28 protein-coding genes are annotated in these 26249 nt (G+C 71.4%); 10 read left to right on the top strand and 18 right to left on the bottom strand.

Features of this window, described 5'->3' with window-relative positions:
- Both EP26_RS19255 and EP26_RS32150 read left to right on the top strand, forming a co-directional pair.
- Positions 1-296, top strand: a 296-nt coding sequence (locus EP26_RS19255) for a transposase (RefSeq protein WP_043341010.1), incomplete at its 5' end; no start/stop codon positions are given.
- Positions 297-555: 259 nt separating this feature from the next.
- Positions 556-978: a response regulator gene (locus tag EP26_RS32150; RefSeq protein ID WP_052389381.1), complete on the top strand. Its 423-nt coding sequence runs from the start codon at positions 556-558 to the stop codon at positions 976-978.
- Here the strand turns inward: EP26_RS32150 and EP26_RS19245 are convergent.
- The 8 genes from EP26_RS19245 to EP26_RS19210 form a co-directional block, all read right to left on the bottom strand.
- Positions 936-1655, bottom strand: coding sequence for a response regulator transcription factor (locus tag EP26_RS19245; RefSeq protein ID WP_043341009.1), 720 nt, complete (start codon positions 1653-1655; stop codon positions 936-938). The genes EP26_RS32150 and EP26_RS19245 overlap by 43 nt on opposite strands.
- Before the next feature lie 166 nt (positions 1656-1821).
- On the bottom strand, positions 1822-2775 hold the full coding sequence (locus EP26_RS19240; protein ID WP_043341008.1) for a Bug family tripartite tricarboxylate transporter substrate binding protein: 954 nt from the start codon (positions 2773-2775) through the stop codon (positions 1822-1824).
- A 137-nt stretch (positions 2776-2912) separates the two neighbouring features.
- Positions 2913-3356 carry an acyl-CoA thioesterase gene (locus EP26_RS36310; protein WP_043341005.1) on the bottom strand — a complete coding sequence of 148 codons (444 nt, stop codon included), beginning with the start codon at positions 3354-3356 and terminating at the stop codon, positions 2913-2915.
- Positions 3353-4060, bottom strand: coding sequence for a ribonuclease activity regulator RraA (locus EP26_RS19230; RefSeq protein ID WP_043341003.1), 708 nt, complete (start codon positions 4058-4060; stop codon positions 3353-3355). Before EP26_RS19230 ends, EP26_RS36310 begins: the two co-directional genes overlap by 4 nt.
- Positions 4061-4095: 35 nt before the next feature.
- The gene (locus tag EP26_RS19225) at positions 4096-5136 is read right to left on the bottom strand and encodes a glycosyltransferase family 4 protein (RefSeq protein WP_043341000.1); all 1041 of its coding nucleotides are present in this window, start codon (positions 5134-5136) and stop codon (positions 4096-4098) included.
- Positions 5133-5630 carry a gluconokinase gene (locus EP26_RS19220; RefSeq protein ID WP_043340998.1) on the bottom strand — a complete coding sequence of 166 codons (498 nt, stop codon included), beginning with the start codon at positions 5628-5630 and terminating at the stop codon, positions 5133-5135. The genes EP26_RS19225 and EP26_RS19220 overlap by 4 nt, the downstream gene beginning before the upstream one ends.
- A complete protein-coding gene (gene gnd, locus EP26_RS19215) occupies positions 5627-6604 on the bottom strand; it encodes a phosphogluconate dehydrogenase (NAD(+)-dependent, decarboxylating) (RefSeq protein ID WP_043340997.1) in 978 nt (325 codons plus the stop codon). The genes EP26_RS19220 and gnd overlap by 4 nt, the downstream gene beginning before the upstream one ends.
- Before the next feature lie 83 nt (positions 6605-6687).
- Positions 6688-9537, bottom strand: a complete 2850-nt coding sequence (locus EP26_RS19210) for an FAD-dependent oxidoreductase (protein ID WP_043340995.1) — start codon at positions 9535-9537, stop codon at positions 6688-6690.
- A 71-nt stretch (positions 9538-9608) separates the two neighbouring features.
- Between EP26_RS19210 and EP26_RS19205 the strand changes: the two genes are divergently transcribed.
- From EP26_RS19205 to EP26_RS19180, 6 genes are all read left to right on the top strand, one after another.
- Complete coding sequence (locus tag EP26_RS19205) at positions 9609-10517, top strand: dihydrodipicolinate synthase family protein (protein WP_043340992.1); 909 nt, start codon at positions 9609-9611, stop codon at positions 10515-10517.
- An 11-nt stretch (positions 10518-10528) separates the two neighbouring features.
- Positions 10529-11347 carry an ABC transporter substrate-binding protein gene (locus EP26_RS19200; RefSeq protein WP_043341026.1) on the top strand — a complete coding sequence of 273 codons (819 nt, stop codon included), beginning with the start codon at positions 10529-10531 and terminating at the stop codon, positions 11345-11347.
- A 1-nt stretch (position 11348) separates the two neighbouring features.
- A complete protein-coding gene (locus tag EP26_RS19195) occupies positions 11349-12038 on the top strand; it encodes an amino acid ABC transporter permease (RefSeq protein WP_043340991.1) in 690 nt (229 codons plus the stop codon).
- 93 nt (positions 12039-12131) lie between these two features.
- Positions 12132-13571 carry a hypothetical protein gene (locus EP26_RS19190; protein WP_043340989.1) on the top strand — a complete coding sequence of 480 codons (1440 nt, stop codon included), beginning with the start codon at positions 12132-12134 and terminating at the stop codon, positions 13569-13571.
- On the top strand, positions 13568-14122 hold the full coding sequence (locus EP26_RS19185; protein ID WP_043340986.1) for a hypothetical protein: 555 nt from the start codon (positions 13568-13570) through the stop codon (positions 14120-14122). Before EP26_RS19190 ends, EP26_RS19185 begins: the two co-directional genes overlap by 4 nt.
- Before the next feature lie 3 nt (positions 14123-14125).
- Positions 14126-14383 (top strand): hypothetical protein, encoded by a 258-nt coding sequence (locus EP26_RS19180; protein ID WP_043340982.1) that lies wholly within the window; start codon positions 14126-14128, stop codon positions 14381-14383.
- A gap of 42 nt (positions 14384-14425) precedes the next feature.
- On the opposite strand, the gene EP26_RS19175 is transcribed toward EP26_RS19180, so the two are convergent.
- Complete coding sequence (locus EP26_RS19175) at positions 14426-15994, bottom strand: ABC transporter substrate-binding protein (RefSeq protein WP_043340980.1); 1569 nt, start codon at positions 15992-15994, stop codon at positions 14426-14428.
- 95 nt (positions 15995-16089) lie between these two features.
- Positions 16090-16482, bottom strand: a complete 393-nt coding sequence (locus EP26_RS19170) for a winged helix-turn-helix transcriptional regulator (protein WP_043340977.1) — start codon at positions 16480-16482, stop codon at positions 16090-16092.
- Between the two features lie 99 nt (positions 16483-16581).
- Here EP26_RS19170 and EP26_RS19165 point away from each other — a divergent pair, with 99 nt between their 5' ends.
- Positions 16582-17643 (top strand): SDR family oxidoreductase, encoded by a 1062-nt coding sequence (locus tag EP26_RS19165; RefSeq protein ID WP_043340975.1) that lies wholly within the window; start codon positions 16582-16584, stop codon positions 17641-17643.
- Positions 17644-17686: 43 nt separating this feature from the next.
- Here EP26_RS19165 and EP26_RS19160 read toward each other — a convergent pair whose 3' ends face one another.
- From EP26_RS19160 to EP26_RS19150, 3 genes are read right to left on the bottom strand one after another with little or no spacing between them, the layout of a single operon-like run.
- Positions 17687-18607, bottom strand: coding sequence for a dimethyl sulfoxide reductase anchor subunit family protein (locus EP26_RS19160; RefSeq protein WP_043340972.1), 921 nt, complete (start codon positions 18605-18607; stop codon positions 17687-17689).
- Positions 18604-19344: a 4Fe-4S dicluster domain-containing protein gene (locus EP26_RS19155; protein ID WP_043340970.1), complete on the bottom strand. Its 741-nt coding sequence runs from the start codon at positions 19342-19344 to the stop codon at positions 18604-18606. Before EP26_RS19155 ends, EP26_RS19160 begins: the two co-directional genes overlap by 4 nt.
- Positions 19341-22211, bottom strand: coding sequence for a molybdopterin oxidoreductase family protein (locus EP26_RS19150; RefSeq protein ID WP_043340968.1), 2871 nt, complete (start codon positions 22209-22211; stop codon positions 19341-19343). The genes EP26_RS19155 and EP26_RS19150 overlap by 4 nt, the downstream gene beginning before the upstream one ends.
- 77 nt (positions 22212-22288) lie before the next feature.
- On the opposite strand from EP26_RS19150, the gene EP26_RS19145 reads away from it, so the two are divergent.
- Positions 22289-23065: an HpcH/HpaI aldolase family protein gene (locus tag EP26_RS19145; RefSeq protein WP_043340966.1), complete on the top strand. Its 777-nt coding sequence runs from the start codon at positions 22289-22291 to the stop codon at positions 23063-23065.
- On the opposite strand, the gene EP26_RS19140 is transcribed toward EP26_RS19145, so the two are convergent.
- The 5 genes from EP26_RS19140 to EP26_RS19120 form a co-directional block, all read right to left on the bottom strand.
- A complete protein-coding gene (locus tag EP26_RS19140; protein WP_043340961.1) occupies positions 23043-23291 on the bottom strand; it encodes a hypothetical protein in 249 nt (82 codons plus the stop codon). The genes EP26_RS19145 and EP26_RS19140 overlap by 23 nt on opposite strands.
- A gap of 75 nt (positions 23292-23366) precedes the next feature.
- Positions 23367-24179: an SDR family NAD(P)-dependent oxidoreductase gene (locus EP26_RS19135; protein ID WP_043340958.1), complete on the bottom strand. Its 813-nt coding sequence runs from the start codon at positions 24177-24179 to the stop codon at positions 23367-23369.
- A 41-nt stretch (positions 24180-24220) separates the two neighbouring features.
- Entirely contained in the window at positions 24221-25201 is a 981-nt protein-coding gene (locus EP26_RS19130) for an SDR family oxidoreductase (RefSeq protein WP_043340957.1), read from the bottom strand.
- A 46-nt stretch (positions 25202-25247) separates the two neighbouring features.
- The gene (gene dnaQ, locus EP26_RS19125; protein ID WP_043340955.1) at positions 25248-25970 is read right to left on the bottom strand and encodes a DNA polymerase III subunit epsilon; all 723 of its coding nucleotides are present in this window, start codon (positions 25968-25970) and stop codon (positions 25248-25250) included.
- Between the two features lie 25 nt (positions 25971-25995).
- Positions 25996-26193: a hypothetical protein gene (locus EP26_RS19120; protein ID WP_043340954.1), complete on the bottom strand. Its 198-nt coding sequence runs from the start codon at positions 26191-26193 to the stop codon at positions 25996-25998.
- Between the last annotated feature and the right edge of the window lie 56 nt (positions 26194-26249).

Raw genomic sequence — 26249 nt, 5'->3', positions numbered from 1 at the left:
GCCTCTACCCTTTCCTGCTGAAGCTCTACGCCGATGGCGGGTACCAGGGCGCCAACTTCCAGGCCGGGCTGCGCGCGACCTGCCGCCACATCAACCTGGAGATCGTCAAGCGATCCGAGTTACGCAAGTTCGTCGTGCTGCCGAAGCGCTGGATCGTCGAGCGCACCATCGCCTGGCTCAACCGCTGCCGACGATTGGCCAAGGATTGGGAGTGCCTGAACCGTCGCGCGCTTGCCTTCCTGCAATGGGCCTCCGTCCGACGTATGCTTCGAAGGCTATGTCAGAGAACAGAATGATCCCGGATGGACTCTGAAGTTCCAGCGCTGCCGCTCGACAAGACCGGGCGTTCCGCAATCGGGACTTGCCTGGGATGGCAGCGGACAGGCCGGAGGTGGACGGACCAGCTCGAACTAACGAGTGTTCGTTAATATTTCTACAACCTACGCGGGTAACGACGATGTAAGATTGCGACTCCGTGATGACTCCTGGCCTGGGCGACGGCGCATGATTTCAACCTGAAGTCATGATGGCTTCAGGAGACAAGGGGCGAGGACGATGACGGTGCTGCTGGTGGAGGATGACGCCATGGTTCGCGTCACCCTTGCCGACTTCTTCGAGGCGGCCGGGCTCGATGTTCTCGAGGCGGAGAATGCCGAGGACGCGATGACGATCGTCGAGGATGAGGCACAATGCATCGATGTGCTCGTCACCGATCTCGATCTCGGGCCGGGCGAGGATGGGCTCGCCCTGGCGAAGGCGGCGCGGCTGCTGCGGCCAGGGCTGCTGGTGATCTACGAGACCGGCAGCCCGGAGCTGTTCGTCGGCCATGCCTTCGCCGACTGGGAGCGGGTGTTCCACAAGCCTTTCGACCCGGTGGCGCTGACGCAGGCCGTGCTCGCGCTGGAGGGCGGCGCGGGACGGCCTGCGCCGCGGCGTCAGCGCTCGGCGGGGGCCAGGCTGGCGGCGTCGAGCCTGTAGCCGCCATGCTCGGTGATGACGAGGCGCGGCTGGGCCGGGTCCGTCTCGATCTTCTGGCGCAGGCGGTAGACATGCGTCTCGAGCGTGTGGGTGGAGACGGAGCTGCTGTAGTTCCAGACCTCGTTCAGCAGGACCGGGCGGGGCACGGCCTTGCCGCCGGCGCGGTAGAGGAATTTCAGGATCGCGCATTCCTTGTCGGTCAGGCGGATCTTGCGGTTGCGCGCCGTGTCCGTCAGCAGGCGGACGCTCGGGCGGAAGACATAGGGCCCGATGAGGAAGGTGGCTTCCTCGGTGTTGTCGTAGACGCGGAGCTGGGCGCGGACGCGGGCCAGCAGCTCCGGCAGGCGGAAGGGCTTCGCCAGGTAGTCGTTGGCGCCGGAATCGAGGCCGCGGATCACGTCGGACTCGGCATCGGCGCCGGTCAGCATGATGACGGGCATGTTCCGGCCGGCCCGGCGGAGGCTGGCGCAGAAGTCGCGGCCATCGGCGTCGGGCAGGCCGACATCGAGCAGGATGGCGTCGTAGCGGGCATCGGCGCGGGCCAGCTTGGCCTCGGCCTCGGCGGCGCTCTCGGCCTCGTCGGCGCTGAACTCGCCGGCGAGCAGGAGCTGCTCGGCAAGGGTGGCGCGCAGCGCGGCGTCGTCCTCGACGATGAGGATCTGGCGAAGGGCGGACATGTGGATCTCCGGCGGGGGGCTTCGGCGGTTCAGGCTGCCTTGGGAATATCATCTACCGGTTGAGACACATCTGCACCAATCACTGATATGCGAGTTTTGTCGTTTATTTAAGACATCTCGGGTTTGTGTATGAAAGCGTGAGACATCCCGCGATCTTGTGGGGACCTCACGGGAGGCGGATGCCGGCGCGGCGGATCACCTCGCCCCATTTGGCGTGTTCGGCGGCGATGTGGGCGCCGTAGGCTTCCGGCGTGCCGGGGATGGGGGTGGCGCCCATTTCCGCCAGGCGCTGCGCTGCCGTCGGGGTGGCGAGCATGCGCTGCAGGGCCGCGTTGGCTGCCGAGATCACTTCGGGCGGCGTGCCGCGCGGGGCGAGCAGGCCGAACCAGGCGGTGACCTCGTAGCCGGGCAGGCTTTCGGCGATGGCGGGGATGTCGGGGGCGCCTGACCAGCGGGCCTTGCTGGTGACGCCGAGCGCCGTCAGCGCGCCGCTGCGGACATGCGGCAGGATGGAGGGCAGGTTGTCGACGCCCCAGGCGATGCGGCCGGGCAGCAGGTCGCCCAGCATCGGCGCGCTGCCGCGATAGGTGATGTGCTCGCCCTCGATCCCGGCCTGGAGGCGGAAGAGCTCGGCCGAGAGATGCGTGCTGCCGCCGATGCTCGTCTCGCCATAGGCCAGGCGCTCCGCCTTGGCGCGGGCGATGAGGTCGGGGATCGTCTTCAGGCCGAGGGACGGATGGGCGGCGAGGAGGTTCGGCAGTTCGGCGACGAGCGAGATGGGGGCGAAGTCGGCGATGCCGTCATAGCCGGGGTTCGGATAGAGATGGGCGTTGATGGCCTGGGTGCCGGGCGAGCCCATCAGCAGGGTGTAGCCATCCGGCGTGGCGCGGGAGACCGCCTGGGCGCCGATATTGCCGCCGGCGCCCGAGCGGTTCTCGACGACGAAGCTTTGGCCCGTCGCCTCCTGCAGCCAGCTCGCGGTGAGGCGGCCGAGGATGTCGACCGTGCCGCCCGGCGGGAAGGGCACGACGATGCGCACCGGACGTGCGGGCCAGGGCTCGGCCGCCAGGCTGGGGGTGGCGAGGAGGCTGGCGGCGGCGAGCAGGGTACGGCGCTTCATGGCGGTTGCGGTTCCTCCCGGACATTTCCTTGTTGGCGGGCGGATCAAGGTTCGGGCGCTCGTGCCCTTCCGTGATTCGCCGGCTCATTATGGGGCGGATTGACGCCCGCGATACGAGGGGTTGCCGTGGGACGGATTCACGCCTCCGGGCGCGCGTGGCCTCCCGTGAGCCGTTCCAATGCGACGCGCAGCGCGGGCGGGATGGCCGTCGCGCGGCGCGTCTCGCGGTCGAGCACCACCATGACCGAGAGCGCGGCGGCGTGGCAGGCCTCGCCGGCGAAGAGGGCCTGCTGCAGCGAGAAGCTGCTGCCGCCGATGCGGGCCACGCAGGTGCCGATCCGCACCCGGCCGGGGTAGTGCAGCTCGCGCAGGTAGTCGATCTCGACGCGGGCCAGCGCCATGGCCACCATACGTGTCTGCGGTGGCCCGGCGATCTCGGTCAGCAGCTCCCCCCGCCCGGCCTCGAAGAAGGCGCCATAGGCGCCGTTGTTGATATGGCCGTTGAGGTCGGTATCGGCGATCCGCAGCTTCTCCTCCGTCCAGAAGGGGAAATGCTCGGGACCGGGCGGGGTGGGCTTCACTTGCCCTTCTCGGACTCGTAGCGGGCCTTGTTCTCGGCGTTCGGCGGGTAGAGGCCGGGGAGCGTCTCGCCGGCTTCGACCTTGCCGACGATCCAGGCCTCGAGCCGCTCCTGCTCCTCGCCGGTATTGGCGACCTCGTCGACGAAGGCGGCGGGGATGCAGACGGCGCCGTCGTCGTCGGCGACGATCACGTCGCCAGGGAAGACGGCGACGCCGCCGCAGCCGATCGGCTCCTCCCAATCGACGAAGGTGAGGCCGGCGACGGAAGGCGGGGCGGCGCCGCCGGAGCAGTAGACCGGCAGGCCGGTGCCGATGACGCCGGCGACGTCGCGCACGGCGCCATCCGTCACCAGGGCGGTGACGCCGCGCTTCACCAGCCGGGCGCAGAGGATGTCGCCGAAGATGCCGGCATCGGTGACGCCCATGGCGTCGGCGACGACGATGACGCCTTCCGGCATGGCCTCGATGGCGGCGCGCGTCGATTTCGGCGAGGACCAGCTCTCGGGCGTCGCCAGGTCCTCGCGGGCGGGGACGAAGCGGAGGGTGAAGGCAGGGCCGACGAGGCGCTTGCCCTTGGCGGCCGGGGTGAAGGGTGGCGTGCCGCGGAGCCAGATGTTGCGGAGGCCCCGCTTCAGCAGCACCGTGGTGATGGTGGCGGTGGTGATCTTCTCCAGCTTGGCGCGGGTGGCGGCGTCGAGGGCCATGGGCGGCGTCCCTTCCATAGGATGATGGGACCGCTCTAGCCCCGCGGGGTGCCCTGCGCCAGGGCCAGCAGCGTCGCGGCGGCGGGGGCGAGCAGGCCGGGGCCGTGGCGCTCCAGCGCGTAGCGGCGGGCCTCCTCGCCGAGGGCCAGCAGGGCGGGGCGGTCGGCGAGCAGGGCGCGGATGGTTGGGAGGAATTCCTCGGCTGGGACGAGGCGCACGGCGGGCGTGTCGAAGCGGGCCTGGATGGCGAAGTCATGCGCGACGACGGGCGTGCCGCAGGCGAGCGATTCGACGATCACGCGCGGCACCCCCTCCCAAGTAGAGGCATGCGCCATGAGCCAGGATTGCGCCACGACGCGGAAGGCCTCCGGCTGGGACAGATGGCCGGTGAGATGGACCGCGGGGTGGGGCTCGGCCAGGGCGGCGACGGCGGCGCGCGTCCCGCCGTCGCCGACGAGGGCGATGCGGCAGTCGGGGAAGAGGGGCGCCAGCGCCGCCTGGTTCTTGCGCGGCTCGAAACCGCCGACATTGCAGAGGTCGTAGAGCTTGGCCTCCTCCGCGCGGGTGGCGGCATGGGCGGAATCGACGGCTGGCCAGTCGATGTGCTTCGGCAGCCGCGCCGCCGGCAGGGCGCGGCCGAGATGGCGGGTGACGGCCTCGACCTGCCACTCGCTCTCGGCCAGGACGAAATCGGCCGCGGCCAGGTTGCGGTGGATGCTGGTGCCGCCGATGACGAAGCCGATGCGGCAGCGCGTGCGGTCGAGGGCTTCCAGGCAATGCGCGACGATGTCGTAGTCCATGCCCTTGAACAGCACGACATCCGGCGCGTCGGCGCGCAGCCATTCCACCATGGCGGCAGAGCCCTGGCGGTGGGCCTGCAGCCCAGGCGCGTCGGAAGGAAAGTGGAGGAAGGGCGCGCCGCCCTCGGCCTGCGTGACGCGCGGCGCCGGGGCGGCCTCGGCGCGGAGCACGGCGGCGTCATGGCCGAGGGCGCGCAGCTCCGCCGCCAGCAGGCCCTCGCGCCGCTCGCCATAGAGTTCCGGCGCGGGGTGGCAAAGGATAAAGCGGAGCTTCACGGATTGGCCAGGGCTGCCAGTGCGGCCTTTACGATGTCCTCGGGCGGCGGCTCGACCGAGAGGACGATGGTGCGGTCGTCCGGCGCCGGCGGCTCCAGCGTGGCGAACTGGCTGGCCATGAGGCTCGGCGGCATGAAGTGGTCGGGCCGCGCCGCTTGGCGTGCGCCGATCAGCGCCGGGTCGCCGCTCAGATGGAGCAGGCGCACCGCCGGGCGGCCGGCGAGCAGGCGGTCGCGATAGGCCCGTTTCAGCGCCGAGCAGGTGGCGACACCGCCGCCCGGCGCGTGCGCGTCGAGCCAGGCGCCGATGGCGTCGAGCCAGGGCCAGCGGTCTTCATCCGTCAGCGGCTCGCCGCGGCTCATCTTGGCGATGTTGGCGGGCGGGTGGAAGTTGTCGGCATCGGCGAAGGGAACGCCGAGGCGTTCCGCGAGGAGGCTGCCGACCGTGCTCTTGCCGGCGCCGGAGACGCCCATCACCAGGACCAAGTGGCTCATTTCTTCGGGGTCTCGAGGTGACCGCCGAAGCCCTTGCGCTGGGCGGAGAGGACCTTGCCGCTGAAGCGGCCCTCGTCGCGGCTGGTGAACCGGGCGTAGAGCGCCGCGGAGAGGACGGGGGCGGCGACGGCCGTCTCCACCGCGGCCTGCACGGTCCAGCGGCCCTCGCCGCTGTCGGAGACATGACCGGAGAAGCTCTCCAGCTGCGGGTCGCTGGCGAGCGCCTGGGCGGTCAGGTCGAGCAGCCAGGAGGCGACGACGCTGCCGCGGCGCCAGGCCTCGGTGATCTCGGCGAGGTTGAGGGTGAAGCGCTGGTCCTCGGGGAGGGCGTCGCTGTCGGCATGCTTCAGGATGTCGAGGCCCTCGGCGAAGGCCTGCATCATGCCATATTCGATGCCGTTGTGGATCATCTTGGTGAAGTGTCCGGCGCCGTTGGGGCCGGCATGGACATAGCCCTGCTCCGGGCGCGGGTCGCCGCTGTAGCCTGGCGTCGGGGCGGCAGCGGATTTGCCGGGGGCGAGGGCGGCGAGGATGGGGTCGAGGCGGCGAACGACCTCGTCCTCGCCGCCGATCATCATCGAATAGCCGCGCTCCAGGCCCCAGACGCCGCCGGAGGTGCCGATGTCGAGGAAGTGGAGGCCCTTGGCCCGCAGCGCGGTGCCGCGGCGGACGCTGTCCTTCCACATGGAATTGCCGCCGTCGATCAGCACGTCACCGGGGGAGAGCAGGGCGGCCAGCGCATCGATGGCGGCCTCCGTCGGGGCGCCGTTGGGGAGCATGATCCAGATGGCGCGGGGGGCCTGCATGGCGGCGACCATGGCCTCGAGGCTGTCGACGGCGCGGGCGCCTTCCTTGGCGAGCGCGGCGCCGGGGGCGGGGTCGCGGTCATAGGCCACGCAGTCATGGCCGGCGCGGAGCAGCCGCCGCACGATGTTGCCGCCCATGCGGCCGAGGCCGACCATGCCGAGTTGCATCCGTCCAAACTCCCTCAAAAAAGAGGAGATTGGGGAGAAGGTATTCTCCCCAAGCCCCTCACCTATTTCTCCGAGTCCGCCGGCTACTCGAATCGAGCCAAGGTGAATTCCGGCGGGACCGTGCCACGACCCAGAACCGCATCCGCCGTCATCCGGCCGGCGATGGGGGCCAGGGTGTAGCCGTTGCTGGTGACGGCGTGGAAGAGGCCGGGCACCCCAGGCGTCTCGCCGAGCAACGGGGCGCGGTCCACCTCCACCGCGAGGCCGGTCCAGGCGCGGATGGCATGCATCCCGGCAAGGCCGGGCAGGACGCGGCCGGCGACCCAGAGATTGCCCTCGATGGAGCGGCGCAGGTTGCGCGGGGCGCCGCGGGCATCGAGCACACCAGGCCAGCCGCCGCCGACCAGCACATGGCCGCCATCGCCCTGCTTCAGCGAGAGGTGGCGGCCGGCATGGGCGACGAGGTGGCGCATGGTCGGCGCCACGCCCTCGGTCGCGATGACCTGCTGGACGGAGCCGATCACCGGCAGCGTGACGCCGAGCATGGCGGCGATGCGGCCGGCATGGGCGCCGGCGCAATTCACCACCCGCCCGGCGCGGATGGCGCCGCCGGGCGTCGTCACGGTGAAGCCCGAGTCCTCGCGGGCGATGGCTTGGACCTCCACCCCCTCGTGCAGGCGGGCGCCGGCTCGGGCAGCGAGGCGGCGGAGCGCGAGGGTGCCGCGCAGCGGGTCGATCTGGCCCTCGGCGGGGGCGAAGCCGGCGCCGATGAAGTGAGGGCCGAGATAGGGGGCGAGACTCATCAGCTCGTTGGCGCCGAGGAGGTGGCTCTCGATCCCCCTCGCCTTCTCGGCCGCGACCTTGGCGCGGAGCCAGCGGAACTGGTCTTCCGTCTCGGCGAGCATGAGGCCGCCCTCGGTGCGGATGCCAAGCCCCTCCCCCGCCTCGGCGGCGATCTCGCGCCAGAGGGCGATGCTTCGCGGGCCGAGGGGGAGGCGGTCGAGCGAGGGGCCGGTCTTCTGATCGCCGCCGAAGTCGTAGGTGAGGAGCTGGACATGCAGGCTGCCAGCATTGGCGGTGCTGGCGGCCATGCCGGCCTCGCCGCGCTCGACGAGGAGCACGTCGGCGCCGTCGCGGGCGAGGTACATCGCCGTCGAGAGGCCGAGGACGCCGCCGCCGATCACCAGCACGTCGCAGGTTTCGGCCAGGGGCGCGGCGGGGCGGGCGGTCCATTGGTTGTAGTGCGGGAGCGGGACGATGGGCCAGTCGCCGCCCTCCCCCAGTTCCAGCATGAGGGCGGCGGCGGGGACGGGCTTCACCGGGGCGCGGGGGGCGGCGAAGCCGGCTTCCTCGGCGACGCCGCAGAGGCGGGCGACGGAGATGGAGCACATGCGGCCCTGGCAGCGGCCCATGCCGGCGCGGGTTGCCTTCTTCAGGGCCGCCAGCGAGCGGAGGCCGGCGGCCTGTTCGGCACGGAGGCGGCCGGCAGTCACTTCCTCGCAGCGGCAGAGGATGGTGTCGTCCGGCACCGCCGTGAGGTCGAGGGGCGGGGCGGCGAAGAGGCGCCAGAGGCCGGACTGAAAAGCCAATGCCCGGCGGAGGGCGGCGCGGGCGGGGGCGGCGTCGGGAACGGCAAGGCCAAGATCGGCCGCCGCCGCCAGCCCGGCGAGGCGCCCGCGGGCTAGGGCGATGCGGGCGCCGCCGATGGCCGCGCCGTCGCCGATGGCGAAGACCGATGCGAGGGAGGTGCGGCCGTCCTCGGCCGTGACCGTCTCCAGCCGCTCGCCGGTGAAGCGGTGCTCGGCGCCCAGCGCCCGGGCGAGGCCGGTCTCCGGCTGGAAGCCGAGATTGAGGGCGCAGGCATCGGCCTCGATGCGGCGCTCGCCCGTGGGCGTCATCAGGCGGAGGGCGGTGAAGCGGCTATCGCCCTCGCAGGCGAGGATCGACGAGCCCCAAAGGACGGGGATGCCGGCGCGGCGGAGGCGGCGGAGGTAGCGGAGGCCGTCCCAGGCGAGGTCAGGCGAGGCGCGGAGGATGCGGGCGGCGTCGCGCCACTGGGCGAGTCCAGGGCGGGGGGCGGCCTCCGCCACCGCGACCACCTCGGCGCCGCCGTCGAGCAGCTCGCAGGCGAGCTGCAGGTTCAGCGGGCCGTTGCCGGCGATGACGATCCGCCGGCCGGGGGAGACGCGGTTGGCGCGGGCCAGGGTCTGCATGCCGCCGGTGGTCATCACCCCCGGCAGGGTCCAGCCGGGGACGGGGACGGGGCGCTCATGCGCGCCGGGGGCGAGGATGAGGCGCCGCGGGCGGAGGGTGACGGCGGCGCCGTCCACCAGGGCGCCGATCTCGTCGGGGGCGAAGCCGCCCCAGACGGTGGCGCCGGTCAGGATCTCGGCGCCGGCGGCCTGGGCGAGGGCGCGGAGGGTTTCGCCCTTGCGGAACTGGGCGTCGGGGGCGGCGTGGCTGTGGGAGGCGGCGAGCGGCTTGAGGTACTGGCCGCCGGCGTCGGCGCGCTCGTCGAGGACCAGGGTGCGGGCGCCGGCCTCGGCGGCGGCGCGGGCGGCGGAGAGGCCGGCGGGGCCGGCGCCGATCACCAGCACGTCGCAGTCGCGCTCGGGGATGGACTCGGGGGCGGTGGCGAGGGGGGCGGGTGCTTCGGGCGGGGCGCCGGTCACCGCCATGCCGTCCCGCACCTTGGTCAGGCAGGCGCGCTGGCCGGGGCGGCCATCGACCGTGACGAGGCAGTCGAAGCAGGCGCCCATGCCGCAATGCAGGCCGCGCGGGGCGCCGGATGGCGTGGTGCGGTAGGCGAGGATGCCGGCGGCGGAGAGGGTGGCGGCGATGGTCTCGCCCGGCAGCGCCTCCAGCGCCTGGCCGTCGAAGCTGATGCGGATGGGGGCGGAGGTGGGGCGGATATCGGGATGGGTGAGGCGCATGCGCTTGCCGGGGTCCGCCACTTCCTGTTCAGTCCGGCATCATCGCATGCAGGACCGAAGGGGCAAGCAGCATGGCCGGGACGTTCCGCGGGACCTATACCGTCCTCATCACCCCCTTCACCGCGGATGGCGCCGCCGTCGATCTCCAGGCGCTGGAGCGGCTGGTGGAGTTCCAGATCGCGGAGGGGATCGACGGGCTGATCCCGCTCGGCTCGACGGGGGAGTTCCTGAGCGTCAGCCGCGAGGAACGGACGGCGATCACCGAGACGGTGGTGAAGACCGCCGCCGGGCGCGTGCCGGTGCTGATGGGCACGGGGGCGGAGGATACGCGGGAAGTCGTCGCGCTGAGCCGCGAGGCGGAGGCGCTTGGCGCGGATGGGGTGATGATCATCCCGCCCTTCTACGCCGTGCCGACAGAGGACGAGCTGTTCCATCACTACAAGACGGTGGCGGATGCGATCGGCATCCCGATCATGGTCTACAACAACCCGGCGACGGCGAATGTCGACCTGCTGCCGGCAACGCTGGCGCGGCTCTCGACCATCCCCAACTGCAAATACGTCAAGGAGAGCACGCTCGAGGCGACGCGGGTGCGCGACATCATCGCGCTCTGCGGCGACCGGATGGAGGTGTTCGCGGGCGTGCTTGGGTATGAGAGCGCCTGGCTCGGCGCGATCGGCTGGGTGGCGGTGTGCAGCAACCTGGTGCCGCGGCTGTCGCGGGACATGTTCGCGGCCGCTGCCTTTGAAGCCAACCGGGAGAAGGCGCTGCCGCTCTACAGAAAACTGGCGCCGCTGCTGCCCTGGGTGGGCGGGCCGCGCTACGTCTCCGGCACCAAGGCGGGGTTCGGGCTGATGGGGATGGAGATGGGCGACCCTCGGCCGCCGCGCCTGCCGCTGCCGGAGCGGGATGTGCCGGCGCTGGCCTCGGTCTTGCAAGCGATGGGCGCGATTGCGGACGCCCGCGCGGCGGCCGAGTGAGGAGATAGATGATGCTTCGCCGTTCCCTGCTGGGTGCCGCCTGCGCCGCCGTCAGCCTGCCCGCTTTCGGGCAAAGCTGTGCGCCGAAAGTGGCCGATGGCGAGCTGGTGAAAGCGCGGACGCTCACCCTCTCGACCAACCCGACCCTGCCGCCGATGCAATTCGTCAATGCGCAAGGGCAGCTCGTCGGTATGCGGGTGGAGCTGGGGGCGGAGATCGCCAAGCGGCTCTGCCTCGGCGTCGAGCATGTGCGCGTCGAGTTCGCGGCGATGATCCCGGGTCTCGCGGCGCGGCGCTGGGACATGATCAACACCGGCATGTTCTACACCGAGGAACGCGCCAAGCTGATGTACCTCGTCCGCTACGAGGAGCAAGCGATCACCGTCAGCGTGCCGCGTGGCAACCCGAAGAAGATCGCCCGCATCGAGGACATGGCGGGGCTCACCGTCGGCGTGGAGCAGGGTGGGTTCGAGTTCCGGCGGACGCAGGACATCGCCAAGGCGCTGGAGGAGAAGAAGCTGCGGCCGATCACCATCCGGCCCTTCGACAATTTCGCGGTGTCCTTCCAGGCGCTGCGCGTCGGGCAGCTCGATGCGGCGATCTCCATCGACAGCACGGGCAAGGAGTATGAGGAGCGCGGCGACTTCAGCCGCGCCATCAGCGGGCTCTATGGCACGCCGATCAATTTCGGCTTCCGCAGCAAGGCGCTGGCGGAGGCGGTCGCGGGTGTGCTGACGGAGATGCGGGCGGATGGGGCGCTCAAGGCGCTGCTGGACCGGTACGGGGTGAAGGAATACGGCGGGGCCTTCGAGGTAGTCGGTCCCGCATAAGGTGCAAGCCTGGCGCTGGGACGGGTTCCTCGACTACCTCTTCAATGCCTATCTGCTGGAGGGCGCGGCGATCTCGGTCGCGCTCACCGTGGCCTCGCTCGCCTGCGGGCTGGTGATCGGCCTCGGCATCGCGGTGATGCGGCTGTCCACCAGCCGGGTGCTGCGGGGGGCGGCAGGTTTCTATTGCTGGATCTTCCGCGGCACGCCGCTGCTGGTGCAGCTGCTCGTCATCTATACCGGGCTGCCGCTCTTCGGGCTGCGCTTCTCGGTCTGGGAGGCGGCGCTGCTCGGGCTGTCGCTCAACGAGGCGGCGTATCTGAGCGAGATCCTGCGGGCGGGCATCCTGTCCGTGCCGAAGGGGCAGCGGGAGGCGGCGCTGGCGCTCGGCCTCCGGCGCGGGCAGGTGTTCCGGCTGGTGACCTGGCCGCAGGCGCTGCGCATCGTCATCCCGCCGCTCGGCAACAGCGTCAACGGGCTGCTGAAGACCACCTCCGTCGCCAGCGTCATCTCCGTCGACGAGCTGCTGCGGCGGACGCAGATTCTGATCCAGGAGCGCTTCCTGGTGCTGGAGCTCTTCGCGGTCGCGGCGCTTTACTACCTAGTGATGACGACGCTCTGGGACCTGGTGCAGCGGCGGCTGGAGCGGCGCTACGGCCGCGGCTATGCGCAGGAGAGCGCGGAACGGCGCTGAGCCGCATCCTTCCGGCTGACCGTGATCCGCGCAGGGCTTGCAACCGGGGGTGGTGGGGCGGCACTGTCCGGGCGAATCGATCGCGGAGTCCCGATGCATCGCCTGCTCCTGGCGGCCCTGCTGGCCATCGCCCCGAATTTGGCCGGGCCAGTCCTCGCCCAGCCGGCCCCCGTCCCGGTGCGGGAGGCGGCGGTCGCCAATGACACGGATCGCATCATGCAGGAGCTCTATGTCTTCCGCCCTGGCGCGGAGGATGGGCCGGACCGGCTCGGCAGCGCCGTGCTGCCGCCGCGGGCGACGCTGCGGGTGCCGCTCGGCCGCACCCGGGACTGCCAGTTCGAGGCGCGGGCGGTCTTTGAGGGCGGCGACGAGATGCGGCGGCGGGTCGATCTCTGCCGCGGCGGGCGCATCGCCTTCGCCGATAGCGGGCCGGTGCGCGATGTCACCGTCGACAACCAGTCCGACCAGGCCCTGCGCGAGCTCTATATCGCCCCGGCCGGCGGCCGCGCCGTGCGGGCGCGGGAGTGGGGCCCGGACTGGCTCGGCAGCAACGTGGTGGGCGCAGGGGAGGATTTCCGCCTGAGGCTCCGCAACATGGCGGGGTGCAGCGTCGATGTGCGCGCCGTCTTCGCCGATGACGAGGAGGAGGTGCGCGAACGCCACGATATCTGCCGCACGCCGCGCCTCGCCTTCGGCGACCCGAGCCTGCCGGTGCGGGAGGTTACGGTGAGCAACCGCGGCCGGCGGATGCTGCGCGAGCTCTATGCCCGCGCCACCGGGCGGGAGGAGTGGGGGGCGGATCGGCTGGGCTCCGAGACAATCGAGCCGCAGGGTGATTTCCGCCTGCGGCTGCGCGGGCAGGCGTGCCGCTTCGACCTGCGCGCCGTCTTCGACAATGACCGCGAGGAGGTGCAGCGCGGGCTCGATCTCTGCGCGCAGCGGCAGGTCGGCTTCGGCGCGCCGGTGGCCGGCGAAGGCGGGTCGCGGCGGGTGACGCTGATCAATGGCTTCAGCCGCACGGTGGAGCGGGTCTTCCTCTCCCCGGCCGAGAGCGACGAATGGGGCGAGGATGCGCTGGGCGATGAGGTGATCGCCCCCGGCGCGCGGCGCGCGGTGGCGATGGAGGGCGGCTGCCGGGCCGATCTGCGCATCCTTTTCGACAACAACTCGGCGGAGGAGCGGCGGGACATCGACATCTGCGTGCTCGGCACCATCGCGCTGCGGCCGGGCTGGACGGTGGATGAGCTGGCGGCGCCGGCGGAGGATGCGAAGGAGCCGCAGCCGGGCAGCATCCGCTTGCGCAACGCGGGCGGGCAGCCGGTGGTGGAGCTCTATGCCGACCCGCCGGGCGGGAAGCGCGGCGAGGACCGGCTCGGCCGGACCGTGCTCGGCGCCGGGGAGGCGATGGATTTCGCCCCGCCCGGCGGTCCCGGCGAGTGCCGGGTGGATCTGGTGGCGGTGTTCCGCGACGGGCGGGAGGTCGCCCTGCCGGGCACGGATCTCTGCGCCGGGCGGGAGGTGGTGCTGCAATGAGGCGCTTGCTGGTTGCCCTTCTCCTGTTGGCGCCGGGGCTCGCCCTGGCGCAGCCGGTGCCGGAGGTCTTGCAGGGCGCCTGGTTCCAGGGCGAATGCGCCCGGCCGGATGCGCTGCTGCACCTGACCCATCGCGCCGCGGCGCGGGTGCCGCGCGAGGGGGCTGGGCGGCTGCTGCGCTTCTCTGTCCTGCGGCAACAGGGGGACTGGCTGGTCGGCACCGGGCGCGGGGCGGAGGCGCCTCGGCTGATGCTGCGCGCCGCGGGCGATGCGCTGGAGACGGCGGAGCCCGAGGCCAAGGCGCGCGAGGACCGGCTGCCGGGCGAGGCTCCCCTCACCCGCTGGCATCGCTGCGAGGCGGTGCCGCCGGAGGTGGCGCTGCTGCATGGCGAGGGCGTCGCGGTGATGGCGGCGCTCGAGCATGCCGAGGCGGCCTGCGGCGGGGCCGATACCGCCGGCTGCTTCGGCGCCGTGGTGGCGCAGGCGGATGTCTCGGGCGACGGGCGGCTGACGCGGGCGGAGCTGGCGCGGCTGGCGCGCGGGGCGGCCTAGCTGGTGGCGGTGCAGGGGGGGGTGACCGGGGAGAACTTGGCCGGCGCCGTCGCGGCGGGCGCGCTGGCAGGGCAGCTTGCGGCGCAGCTGACCGTCGAGAGCCTCGACTTTGACGGGGATGGGCGGCTCTCGGCGGAGGAGCTGGCGCAGGATCGCGGGCGGTTCAGCGTGGCGCGGGGCAATGCCCAAGGGCGGCCGTTGCACAGCGAGGCGGCGGGGCCGGGGCTGGAGGTGCTGCGCGGGTTGAGCCTGCTGAAGTAGTGCCGAGGAGGGCGCTGCCCTCCCCGGACGCCAGGGATGTCGTCAGCGTGCCGGGGCGAACTCCATGGCGCGGGTCTGCTCCGAGAGCTGGGGCGTGTAGGAGATGCCCTTGCGCATCGCCCAGATGTTGACCTGGTGGTGGATCGGGATGACCGCCAGCTCCTGCTGGTAGCCGATGCGGATGGCCTCGAAATAGAGCTTCTCGCGGGCTTCCTGGTCGATCGTCGTCAGCGCACGGTCGATCAGGCGGTCGAGCGAGGGGTTGCTGTAGTGGCTGGGGCGGAGGCGGGTGCCGCGGCCGCGCTCGGGCTCCGGCGTCGCCAGCATCAGCGAGAGATGCGTGTCGGGCTCCCCGGTGGAGGTGCTCCAGCCGGTGAGGGCGATGCTGTGCTCGTCGCGCACGCCGCCGGCGGTGAAGAAGACGCTGGCCGGGCTGGTGGCGACCTGGGTGCGGACGCCGATGCGCGCCCACATCTGGGCGATGGCCTGGGCGATGGCGTCGTCATTCACGTAGCGGTCGTTCGGGCCGCTGAGGGTGATGTTGAAGCCGTCGGGGTAGCCGGCCTCGGCCAGCAGGCGGCGGGCGCGGTCGGGCTCGTAGGCGGGGACGGCGATCGAGGGGTCGTAGCCCATGGCGCCTTCCGGCTGGGCCTGGCCGGTGGGCTTCGAGTAGCCTTCCATGATCTGTCGCTGGATGCCCTCGCGGTTGATGGCGATGGAGAGAGCCTGGCGCACGCGCACGTCGCGCATCGGATTGGGGATGGGCTTGCCCTCGCGGTCGGTGACCAACAGCGAGACTGGGCGGTTGGCATCGACATAGAGGTAGATCAGCCGGAGGCCGGGGCGGGAGGTGACGGTGAGGCGGTTGTCGCGCGAGATGCGGGCGACGTCGCGCGTGGGCACCGTGTCGATGGCGTCCACGTCGCCCGATTGCAGGGCGGCGACGCGGGCGCTGTCATTGGTGATCATCCGGTAGGTGACGCGCTCCCAGGGCTGGGTGCGGCCCCAGTAGTTCGGGTTGCGGGCGAAAACGGCGCGGTCGCCGAGGGCCAGCGAGACGAGGCGGTAGGGGCCGGTGCCAACCGCCGCCTTGCCGCTGTTGTAATCGGCGGTGCTCATCCCCTCGCCCTGCTTCCGGCCGATGATGGAGAAGGACATCATCATCTGCGGGATGAGCGGGATGGGCTCGGCGGTGTGCATGCGGATGGTGTGGGCATCGACCACCTCGAGCCGCGTCACCGGGCGGATGTACTGGCCCATGGAGGTCGGGCTGTTCGGCACGTTCGGCGCGCGGGCGAAGGTGTAGACCACGTCGTCGGCGGTGAAGGGCGTGCCGTCCTGCCAGCGGACGCCCTCGCGCAGCTTGAACTCCCAGGTGCGCTCGTCGACCACGCGCCAGGAGGTGGCGAGGCCGGGCGATGGGCGCTGCTCGGCATCGGGGTGAACCAGGCGGTCGAAGACGTGCCAGGTCAGCGCGTGGTTGGGCGAGAGGTCGAAGAAATGCGGGTCCATCGAGGTGAAGGCGCCGCCCACCGCGATGGTGAGGTCGGCGGCTTTCGCCGGTAGGGTCAGGGCCATGGCCGCGATGGCCCATCGCGCGCTGTGTCGCATCCGCTTGTCTCCCTTATGCCGTCCCTGCTTCGCAGCGTGGCGGATCGGGGGGAGGACATGCAAGGGGCGGGCCGATCCGCCGGCGGCCGGGTTGCTCAGCCGCGGCGCGAGGTGGGGCGGCTTCCGAGTTGGTCGAGCGCCTCGGCATTGGCGCGGCCCCAGGCATAGAGCAGTTCCACCGGCTCGACGAAGCGCCGCCCCAGCGCCGAGAGCCGGTACTCCACCGCCGGCGGCACCGTGCCCCGGACATGGCGGGTGACGAGGCCGCTCTCCCCCATCTCCCGCAGAGTCTGGATCAGCATCTTCTTCGAGATGCCGGGCAGGCTGCGCTGCAGGACGCCGGTGCGGGCCGCGCCGCCATGCCGGGCGTGCAGCGTGTGCAGCACCATGCTCGTCCACTTGGTCGTGAACAGGCCGAGCACGCGCCGCGGCGCGCAATCCTCCCGCCATTCCTCCTGCCGGTCCTCCTTTGGGCTGCCGGGCTGCATGGGTGGTGACCTCCTGGTGCCTATGTCCCAATTCGGTTCCGTCTGGAACGCCGCTGCCCCCGGGCCCAGTTCCGCCGCCAACGGATGCAGGAGTTGGGGATGGCAGGCACGGCACTGGTCGCGGGCGCGAGCGGCATCGTCGGCGGCGCGACGGCGGCGCTGCTGGCGGCGGAGGGATGGACGGTGCATGGCCTTGCGCGCCGGCCGACCGGGCAGGAGGGCGTGCTGCCGGTCGTCGCCGACCTGCAGGATGCAGCCGGCGTCGCTGCGGCGCTCGCCAGGATTCGCCCGGAGGTCGTGTTCGTCACTACCTGGCTGCGGCAGGAGAGCGAGGCGGAGAACATCCGGGTCAACGCGGCGATGGTGCGCAACCTGCTCGACGGCTTGCGCCCCGCCGGCAGCCTGCGGCACGTCGCGCTGGTCACCGGGCTGAAGCACTATCTCGGCCCCTTCGAGGCCTATGGGAAGGGCGCGCTGCCGCAGACGCCGTTCCGCGAGGAGCAGGGCCGGCTTGATGTCGAGAATTTCTACTACGCGCAGGAGGACGAGGTCTTCGCCGCAGCCACGCGCGACGGCTTCGGCTGGAGCGTGCTCCGCCCGCATACGGTGATCGGCAAGGCGGTCGGCAACGCGATGAACATGGGGAGCACGCTGGCGGTCTACGCCACGCTCTGCCGCGAAATGGGGCGGCCCTTCCGCTTCCCGGGCTCGGCCGCGCAGTGGAATGGGCTGACCGACATGACGGATGCGCGGCTGCTGGCCCGGCACCTGCTCTGGGCGGCGACCACGCCCGCGGCGCACGACGAGGCCTTCAACGTGGTGAACGGCGACATCTTCCGCTGGAGCTGGATGTGGGGCCGCATCGCCGGCTGGTTCGGGCTGGAGCCGGCGCCCTTCGACGGCACGGTGCGGCCGCTCGAGGAGCAGATGGCGGAGGATGCACCCGTCTGGCGGCGCATCGCCGAGCGCGAGGGGCTGGCGGAGGCCGAACTCGGCCGGCTTGCCTCGCCCTGGCACACCGATGCCGATCTCGGCCGCCCGATCGAGGTGGTGACCGACATGGGCAAGAGCCGGCGCCTGGGCTTCACCGCCTACCAGGCGACGGACGAGGCGTTCTTCGACCTGTTCGGGCGGCTGCGCGCCGACCGGCTGATCCCCTAAGCGGAGCGGCCCTCGACCGGCCGCGTCCCCCAGCTCCGCCGCTCTAGCCGCGGTAGTAGAGCATTACTGTATGGGTCGCCTCGGCGAACATCAGCCAGCGCTCGATCAGCAGGCCGCCGATGGCGAGGACGGCGCCGAGGGTCAGCGCCAGCACCGCCGGCGTGCCGCCGACCAGGACTGCCAGCAGCGCCAGCAGCACCGGCAGTGCGAAGCCGGCGCCTTGGGCGATGAGGCGGAGCTTCGCCGCATGCTTGCGGGCGATGCGGAAGCCCATCTCGCGCAGCAGGTAGTTCTGCTCGGTATGTGGCGGGTCGAGCTGGCGTACCTTGCCGATGAAGCCGAGGGTCGTCGCGCTCTCGATGGTGGCGATGGGCGGGCCAGAGTCGATGGCCTGCCAGTAGGCGCGCTTCAGCAGCAGCGCGGCGGCGCCGGTCAGCACCGCGAGCAGGGCCGGCACCGCGCCGCCGCCGGCGAAGGCAGCGAGCATCGCCAGAAGCACGGCGCCGCTGAAGGCGGAGAGCGCCAGGTAGCCGGGCACGACCAGCGGGTGGTGCCATTGGCGGATGGGCTTCAGCGAGGCGTAGATCATGCCGGTGCAGTAGACGGTAGCCACCGCCCCGGCGGCGGCGAGCAGGCCGGCGATGAGCGCGAGCGCGGGGGCATCGACCCAGAGGGCGAGGCCGAGCAGCAAAGCGGGGATGTAGGTGAGGATGGCCGCCACGCCTTCGCGCGAGAGCCAGGAGGAGCGCCATTGCGAGACGGCGCGCCACGCACGCTGCGGGTTGCCGAGATGCAGCGTGGAGGACAGGAGCCCGGCGGTGATCAGCACCAGCGCCAGCGCCAGGGCGACGAGGCCCTGGCCGGGGACGAGGCCGAGCGGGCGCAGCAGGCCGAGCCAGAAGAGCAACCCGTAGCCGGCGCCGGAGGCGGTGGTGAAGAAGACGATCGAAGGAGCGGGGTTCACCGGGTGAGGACCTTGTCCATCCAGCGCAGCAGCGGGTTCTTGATGTCCATCGGCGTCGGCACCGCCTCATCCGGCTTCGCCGCGACGCTGCTGCGGTTGCGCGGCGGCAGGTAGCTGTTGACCGGCTTGTAGCCGAGCTCGGGCATCAGCGGCTGGCCGCCGCGCTCGGCGACGAGCTTGCTGACCTTGCTGTCAGGGTCGCCCAGGTCGCCGAAATGGCGGGCGCTGGTCGGGCAGGTCAGCACGCAGGCGGGCTGGCGCTGCGCCTCGGGGATGTTGGTGTTGTAGATGCGGTCGATGCAGAGGGTGCATTTCTTCATCACCCCCTCGTCCTCGTCCATCTCGCGCGCGCCGTAGGGGCAGGCCCAGGCGCATAATCCGCAGCCGATGCAGAGGTCGTGGTCGACGAGGACGATGCCGTCCTCGATGCGCTTGTAGGAGGCGCCGGTCGGGCAGACGGTGACGCAGTCGGGCGTCTCGCAATGGAGGCAGGAGCGGGGGAAGTTGACGGTGCGGCCGCGCTCCCCCTCCCCTGCCTCGTAGCTGTGGACGCGGTTGAACCAGACGCCCTCGGCGCCCGCCGAATAGGGCTTGGTGTCCGGCAGCGGGCCGCTATGGCCTGAGGCGTTCCACTCCTTGCAGTTGGTCGCGCAGGCCTGGCAGCCGACGCAGGTGTCGAGGTCGATGACGAGGCCAAGCTTCTTCTGGCCTGGGGTGATCTCGGGCAGGCAGGTCACGGGGTTGCCTTCGTCGAATAGCGGAGGATGTCGGGACGGGCCGGCATGTGCGGCGGCAGGGCGGGTGCGTCCGGGTGGGGGCTGGTGATGCCCTCCTCGCCCGGGGCGCATTTCGTCACCGAGACGCGGAGGTCGTACCAGGCGGCCTGACCGGTCACCGGGTCGGCATTGGCCTGGCGGAAGCCGCCCTGGGCGGGCAGCCATTCGCTGATGACGTGGTTGAGCAGGAAGCCGCGGGTGGATTCCGGGCTGCCTTCGTCGAGGTTCCAGGCGCCGGCGCGCTTGCCGATGGCGTTCCAGGTCCAGACCGTGTCGGGGTTCACGCCCTCCATCAGCGAGACCTGGCATTTGAGGCGGCCGGCGCGGCTCTCGACCCAGACCCAGTCGTCCTGGGCGAGGCCGAGCGCCGTGCCGCGGCTGCGCGCCATATAGAGCTTGTTGGCGCCGATGATCTGCCGCAGCCAGGCATTCATCGAGCCCCAGGAATGATACATCGCCATCGGGCGCTGGGTGATGGCGGAGAGGCCGAAGCGGTTGAGGTCCTGGCCCTCATGCTCGAGCGCCGGGTACCAGATGGGCAGCGGGTCGCAATAGGTGCGGATGCGCTCGCGGAGGCGATCCGGCGGCTGCTTCGCGCCATGGCCCTCGGCGGCGAGGCGGAATTTCTGCAAGGGCTCCGACCAGATCTGCATGACGATCTGGTCCGACTTGCCCATCAGGCCCATGGCCTTGGATTGCTCGAGATAGGCCTTGTTGGCGTGCTTGTAGTAGCCCTGCTCCGGCGGCAGGTGGTCGCGCCAGAAGCAGCCATTCTCGATGTAGCGCTGGAGCTGGTCGGGGTTGGGTTCGCCGACGCCCCTCTTGCTGCCATCCGCGCCGCGGAAGCCGGCGAGCGGGCCGACGCCGGGCATGCGCTCATGGTTGGTGATGTAGTCGGGGTAGTCCTTGAACTTGGGCGTACCGTCCGGCTTGGTGAAGGCGGGCAGGCCGAGGCGGGCGCCGAGCTCGATCAGCACGTCCTGGAAGGGGCGCACGTCGCGGTCGGGCTTGATGACGGGCTGGCGGATGGCGTCGCCCGCGCCATGCGCGCTGCCGATCGGCCGGTCGAGGATGGAGATGCAGTCCCACCGTTCGAGATAGGTGGTGTCGGGCAGGATCAGGTCGGCATAGGGCACCGTCTCGGAGAAATAGGCGTCCGAGTAGATGACGTGCGGGATGGTGTAGCTGCCGTCCGGCTGCGTCTCGGTGAGGATGCGGATGACCTCGCCGGGGTTCATCGCGCTGTTCCAGGCCATGTTGGCCATGAACATGAAGAGCGTGTCGATCTTGTACGGGTCGCCCGCGCCGGCATTGCCGATGACGGTGTGCATCATCCCGTGCAGCGACAGCGGCGCGTCCCAGGAGAAGGCCTTGTCGATGCGGATCGGGTTGCCGTCGTCATCGACCAGCAGGTCGTCCGGCCCGTGCGGGAAGGAGAGGATGTTGCCGGCGAGCGGGGTGTTCGGCTTGGCGCCGCGGCCGGCGGGGCCGGGGCCGGGCGGGATCGGCCGTGGGAAGGGCGATTTGTAGCGCCAGGAGCCGGGGGTATCGACGGCGCCGAGCAGCATCTGCAGCAGGTGCAGCGCGCGGCAGGTATGGAAGCCGTTGCTGTGCGCGCTGATGCCGCGCATGGCGTGGAAGGCGACGGGGCGGCCGGTCATCGTCTCGTGGCGGCGGCCCCAGACATCGGTCCAGGGCTGGTCCAGCGTGATCGCCTGATTGAAGGCGACATCGGCGATCCCGGCGGCGATGCGGCGGATGCGCTCGGCGGGGAGGCCGCAGCGTTCGGCGACCGCGTCCGGCGCGTATTCGGGGGCGAGGTAGCGCTCGGCCATGAGGTGGAAGACGGGCTGGGCGCGGCGGCCGTCGGGCAGGGAGACCTCGCCCACCATGACGGCGGAAAGGTCCATCAGCGAGGCGTCGATGGCGCCGCGCTCGCGGTCCCAGGCGAGGGGCTTGCCGTTCTCGTCGCGGGCGAAGAGGCCGTCATCCTCGCCGCCCGGGTTGCGCACCACGAGCCAGGAGGCGTTGGTGTAGCGGGCGAGGAAGTCGAGGTCGATCTGGTCAGTGCGCAGCAGCTCATGCGCGATGGCGAGCGCGAAGAGGCCGTCAGTGCCGGGGCGGAGGCCGATCCATTCGTCGGCGATGGCGGAATAGCCGGTGCGGACGGGGTTGATGGAGACGACCCTCGCCCCCCTGCCCTTCATCTTGGCGAGGCCGATCTTGATCGGGTTGCTGTCGTGATCCTCGGCGACGCCGAACATCAGCAGGTACTTGGCGCGGTCCCAGTCGGGCTCGCCGAATTCCCAGAAGCTGCCGCCGATGGAGTAGAGGCCAGCGGCGGCCATGTTCACCGAGCAGAAGCCGCCATGCGCGGCGAAATTCGGCGTGCCGAATTGCGCGGCCCAGAAGCCCGTGAGGCTCTGCGACTGGTCGCGGCCGGTGAAGAAGGCGAGCTGGCGCGGATCGGTGGCGCGGACATGGCGGAGCCAGCCGGTCGCGGTCTCCAGCGCCTCCTCCCAGGAGATCTCGGCGAACTCGCCGGAGCCGCGGGGGCCGACGCGCTTCAGCGGCGCACGCAAGCGGGCGGGCGAGTATTGCGTCATGATCCCGGCGCTGCCCTTGCCGCAGAGCACGCCCTTGTTCACCGGATGGTCCGGGTTGCCCTCGATGTAGCGGATGCGGCCATCCTTCAGGTGGACGCGGATGCCGCAGCGGCAGGCGCACATGTAGCAGGTGGTGGTCTTCACCTCATCGCCGACGGGGGGCGAGTAGTCCACCGCCCGGTCGGGCCTTTCCGTCGCCAGCGGCATCGGCGCTTCGGGCATAGACTGGCCTTCTCCCTTACCCTGAAATGTCAGTAAGCCATGACGCCCTGTTCTGGGCAAACCGGGAGGAGAAGTCCATGCCGCAAAGCCTCAAGGGACTCGTGCAGTCGGGGCAACTCGCTGCCGGAACCTTCCTCGTCGAATTCGTGACGCCGGGGATCGGGCACATCTTGGCCGGTGCGGGCTGCGACTTCGCCTTCCTCGACATGGAGCATAGCGGCTTCTCGACCGAGACGGTGAAGTCGGCGCTGCGCTACCTGGAAGCGGGCGGCATCCCGACCCTGGTGCGGGTGCCCTCGCGCGATGCGCATGACATCGCCCGCCTCGCCGATGTAGGGGCGGAGGGGGTGATGCTGCCGCTGGTCGGCAGCCTGGAGGTGGCGAAGGCCGCCGTCGCGGCGTTGAAATATCCGCCGCAGGGGCGGAGGGGCGTCGCGCTTCAGATCGCGCATGACAACTACCGGGCGGGGCCGGCGGCGGCGAAGCTGGCGGCGGCCAATGAGCGCACCGTGCTGGTGCTGATGATCGAGACGGCGGAGGGGGTGGAGCAGGCGGAGGCGATCGCAGCGCTCGATGGCGTCGATGCGCTCTGGGTCGGGCATTTCGATCTTTCGGCCTCGCTCGGCATTCCGGGGGAGTTCGACCATCCGGCCTTCCGCGAGGCGACGCGGCGGGTCTGCGCGGCGGCGCAGAAGCACGGCAAGGGGCTGGGGCGGCTGGTGACGGGGGCGGAGGAGGCTGAGCGGGCCTGGCAGGACGGCTTCCGCCTGCTGGCCTGGGGCGGGGATGCCTGGCTGTTGCAGGCGGCGGTGGCCGAGGGGGTGGGGCGGCTCAGGGGGATTGCCCAGGCGTAGGCCGGCGACGGGCGCGGACCACGATCCAGGCGAGGCCCAGCACCAGCAGGACCGGGGCGGCTATGGCGGCTGCCGCGGTGCCGGCGGCGAGGCCCCGGTCATTGGTGCCGGCGTCGAGCATCGCCATGCTGGAGACGGCGGCGCCGAACAGGGCGGCGCCGATGAGGGCGGCCGCCAGGGTCTTCGCCAGAAGCGACCAGATGCCCGGAATACGGAACAGATTCATCGCGGATGGTGGCCCTGGCTGCCTCGGCTCGGGCGGTCTTATGGGCCGCCTTCGCCGCTGGCAATCTCGAAGCGCTCAGTCCTGCTTGAGGCTGCCGACCCGGCCGGCTGTCTGCGCCGAATCGATGATGAGTTCGGAGCCGTTGACGTAGCTCGACTGGTCCGAGGCCAGGAAGAGCACGCCGTTGGCGATGTCCTGCGGCGTGCCGAGCTTGCCGGTCGGCACGCTGGCGGCGGCGATGGCGCGGGCGTCGAGCGGGGCGTTCCGGCCGCCAGGGCCGATCGGCATCTTGTCCCAGATCTCGGTGTCGATGATGCCGGGATGGACGCTGTTGCAGCGGATGTTCTCCCGCGCATATTCGAGCGCCACCGACTTGGCGAAGAGGCGGACGGCGCCCTTCGTCGCCGAGTAGCCGGCGAGCCCCGCCGAGCCGCGGATGCCGGCGACGGAGGAGAGCAGGATGATGGAGCCGCCGCCGGCGCGCCTCATCGCCGGCACGGCGTGCTTCACCGAGAGGAACACGCCGTCCACGTTGACGGCCATCTGCTTGCGCCATTCCTCCAGCGACATCTCGAGGATCGGCTTCAGGATGGCGATGCCGGCATTGGCGACCAGCACGTCGAGCCGGCCGAAGCGGGTCTCGGCCTCCTTCACCACCTCGGACCAGCGGGCCTCGTCGGTGACGTCCTGGTGGAGGTAGTGGGCCTCGCCCCCGGCTTCGCGAATGCGGCCGGCCATGGCCTCGCCGCGGGCATCGTCGAGATCGGTGAGGAGGACCTTCGCCCCCTCCCGCGCCAGGGTCGCGGCGCAGGCGGCGCCGATGCCGGCGGCCGCGCCGGTGACGAGCGCGATCTTGCCTTGGAGCTGGGGGCCTTGGAGCTGGGCCATTCGTTTCCTCCGGTTCTTGTCCCGGTGGGAAGCCTAGTCAGCTATCGGCGCCGCGTCATGGCCCCGCTCAGCAGCTCCGCCCCGAGCAGCAGGCCGAGGCCGCCTAAGGCCAGCGTGCCAAGGCTCGGGCCGCGCGAATGGGGGACGGGCTTGCCGCTGCGCGGGGTGGTGCCGGCGGCGATGGGGCGGGCGACAGCACCCTCGCTGCGCGGCACCCGGCTGGCGCGGCGGAGGGCGGCGCGGATCGCCGCGCCCGACACCGTCTCCGTCAGGCCGGGGGCAAGGCCGTAGGCGAGGCGCGCCGCCGTTGCCTCCCAGCCGACCGCCACCTCCGCGCGCGGGCGGCGGACGAGGTCCAGCACCACTGCGGCCACCGCCTCCGGCGTCAGGTAGAGGGCCTTCGGCTCCAGCCGGCGGCCGGAGACGTTCGCGGCGCGGTCGAGGCCGGGCGTGTCCACCAGCGCGGGGAAGACGACGCAGACATGGATGCCGGGCTTGGCCGTCAGCTCCTGGCGGAGGCTGGCGCTGAAGCCGCGGATGCCGAATTTGCTGGCGGCGTAGGAGGCGGCGAAGGGCGTCGGCGACCAGCCGCCCATCGAGCACATGTTGATCAGCACGCCGCTGTTCTGGCGGAGGAAATGCGGCAGCGCGGCGGAGCTGCCCTGCATGGTGCCGATCAGGTTGATCTCGACGACCTTGCGCTGCATCTCGGCCGAGGCCTCCCAATAGGGGCCGAAGACGCCGGTGCCGACATTGTTGAACCAGACATCGATGCGGCCATGGGCGTCGATGGCGGCGCGGGCCAGCGCCTCGACCTGGGCGCCGTCGGAGACGTCGGTCGGGACGGCGATGGCCTCGGCGCCGAGGGCGCGGCATTCGCGGGCGGTGTCCTCCAGCGCCTCGGGGCGGCGGGCGGCGAGCACCAGCCGGGCGCCCTCGCGGGCGAAGGCCAGGGCCGTCGCCTTGCCGATGCCGGAGGAGGCGCCGGTGATGACGGTGACGGCGTTCGGGATGCGGGGCATGGGGCTTTTCCGGCTCTTGGGGCGAGCCGGGAGAAGGCGCGGGGCGTCAGGGGGTTCCGGCGGCGAAGGGCGGCTGGAGCCAGAGCGGGTCCTTCACCTTCTTCAGGAAGGCGGCGTGGGCGGCAAGTTCCTCCTCGCTCGGCGTGACGAGGCGGGGCGTGCGGGGGCGGTCGAGCCCGGCCAGGGCGCGGGTGCCGCCGCCGATGTTCAGCGCCAGGACGAAGCCGGGCTGGCGGCCGCCCATCAGCTCCAGATAGACCTGGGCGAGCAGCTTCACGTCGAGCAGGGCGTTGTGGCTGGTGCGCATCGAGTTATCGATGCCGAGGCGGCGGCAGAGCGCGTCCAGGTTGTTCGGCATGCCGGGATAGCGCTGCTTGGCGAGCGCCAGGCTGTCCACCATCCGCGCCCGGTCGAGCGGGGGGTGGCCGGCGCGGACCAGCTCGGCATCGAGGAAGCCGAAGTCGAAGGGCGCGTTGTGGGCGATGATCGCCGAATCGCCGATGAAGCCGAGCATCCCCTCCGCGATCTCGGCGAATTTCGGCTGGCCCTTCAGCATCTCGGCGGTGAAGCCGTGGACCTTGGTGCTTTCCGGCGGGACGTCCCGCTCGGGGTCGATGAGGGTGTGATAGGTGGCGCCGGTCGGCATCAGGTTGACCAGCTCGATCGCCGCCACCTCGATGACGCGGTCGCCGGTGGCGGGGTCGAGGCCGGTGGTCTCGGTATCCAGCACCACCGCGCGCTGCCGCGCATCCCGACCCGACTGGCTCATCCGCGCCTCCGCCTCGATTCGGCGCCTACCTTACCATGCGGCGGGCGGGCTGACTGGCCGGCAGGCCCGCCTCGGCAGCCTCGGCGCGGCGGCGGCGATGCAGCTCGGCCGCGGTGGCGGGCGGGGTGGCCTGCTGCTGGCGGTGCAGCTCGGCGAGGCTGTCGCGGGTCGGCTTGCCTTCCATCCAGCGGCCGACGATGCGGTGCATGTCCTTGCCGTTCATGCTCGTACCTCCTTCTGGCTGACATGGGCTTGTGACAACGCCGGGCAGGGCCGCTG

The organism is Belnapia moabensis DSM 16746 (assembly GCF_000745835.1).
GTDB classification, from domain to species: Bacteria; Pseudomonadota; Alphaproteobacteria; order Acetobacterales; family Acetobacteraceae; genus Belnapia; species Belnapia moabensis.
The sequence above is the reverse complement of the archived record's forward strand: the minus strand, read 5'-3'. Positions and strand labels throughout refer to the sequence as shown.

What these genes read in the sequence shown, in the direction of transcription:
- EP26_RS32150 (WP_052389381.1), top strand. Translation starts at nt 556, where the DNA reads ATGACGGTGCTGCTGGTGGAGGATGACGCCATGGTTCGCGTCACCCTT.
- EP26_RS19245 (WP_043341009.1), bottom strand. Translation starts at nt 1,655, where the DNA reads ATGTCCGCCCTTCGCCAGATCCTCATCGTCGAGGACGACGCCGCGCTG.
- EP26_RS19240 (WP_043341008.1), bottom strand. Translation starts at nt 2,775, where the DNA reads ATGAAGCGCCGTACCCTGCTCGCCGCCGCCAGCCTCCTCGCCACCCCC.
- EP26_RS19230 (WP_043341003.1), bottom strand. Translation starts at nt 4,060, where the DNA reads ATGGCCCTCGACGCCGCCACCCGCGCCAAGCTGGAGAAGATCACCACC.
- EP26_RS19220 (WP_043340998.1), bottom strand. Translation starts at nt 5,630, where the DNA reads ATGAGCCACTTGGTCCTGGTGATGGGCGTCTCCGGCGCCGGCAAGAGC.
- gnd (WP_043340997.1), bottom strand. Translation starts at nt 6,604, where the DNA reads ATGCAACTCGGCATGGTCGGCCTCGGCCGCATGGGCGGCAACATCGTG.
- EP26_RS19210 (WP_043340995.1), bottom strand. Translation starts at nt 9,537, where the DNA reads ATGCGCCTCACCCATCCCGATATCCGCCCCACCTCCGCCCCCATCCGC.
- EP26_RS19205 (WP_043340992.1), top strand. Translation starts at nt 9,609, where the DNA reads ATGGCCGGGACGTTCCGCGGGACCTATACCGTCCTCATCACCCCCTTC.
- EP26_RS19200 (WP_043341026.1), top strand. Translation starts at nt 10,529, where the DNA reads ATGCTTCGCCGTTCCCTGCTGGGTGCCGCCTGCGCCGCCGTCAGCCTG.
- EP26_RS19190 (WP_043340989.1), top strand. Translation starts at nt 12,132, where the DNA reads ATGCATCGCCTGCTCCTGGCGGCCCTGCTGGCCATCGCCCCGAATTTG.
- EP26_RS19185 (WP_043340986.1), top strand. Translation starts at nt 13,568, where the DNA reads ATGAGGCGCTTGCTGGTTGCCCTTCTCCTGTTGGCGCCGGGGCTCGCC.
- EP26_RS19175 (WP_043340980.1), bottom strand. Translation starts at nt 15,994, where the DNA reads ATGCGACACAGCGCGCGATGGGCCATCGCGGCCATGGCCCTGACCCTA.
- EP26_RS19170 (WP_043340977.1), bottom strand. Translation starts at nt 16,482, where the DNA reads ATGCAGCCCGGCAGCCCAAAGGAGGACCGGCAGGAGGAATGGCGGGAG.
- EP26_RS19165 (WP_043340975.1), top strand. Translation starts at nt 16,582, where the DNA reads ATGGCAGGCACGGCACTGGTCGCGGGCGCGAGCGGCATCGTCGGCGGC.
- EP26_RS19150 (WP_043340968.1), bottom strand. Translation starts at nt 22,211, where the DNA reads ATGCCCGAAGCGCCGATGCCGCTGGCGACGGAAAGGCCCGACCGGGCG.
- EP26_RS19145 (WP_043340966.1), top strand. Translation starts at nt 22,289, where the DNA reads ATGCCGCAAAGCCTCAAGGGACTCGTGCAGTCGGGGCAACTCGCTGCC.
- EP26_RS19140 (WP_043340961.1), bottom strand. Translation starts at nt 23,291, where the DNA reads ATGAATCTGTTCCGTATTCCGGGCATCTGGTCGCTTCTGGCGAAGACC.
- EP26_RS19135 (WP_043340958.1), bottom strand. Translation starts at nt 24,179, where the DNA reads ATGGCCCAGCTCCAAGGCCCCCAGCTCCAAGGCAAGATCGCGCTCGTC.
- EP26_RS19130 (WP_043340957.1), bottom strand. Translation starts at nt 25,201, where the DNA reads ATGCCCCGCATCCCGAACGCCGTCACCGTCATCACCGGCGCCTCCTCC.
- dnaQ (WP_043340955.1), bottom strand. Translation starts at nt 25,970, where the DNA reads ATGAGCCAGTCGGGTCGGGATGCGCGGCAGCGCGCGGTGGTGCTGGAT.
- EP26_RS19120 (WP_043340954.1), bottom strand. Translation starts at nt 26,193, where the DNA reads ATGAACGGCAAGGACATGCACCGCATCGTCGGCCGCTGGATGGAAGGC.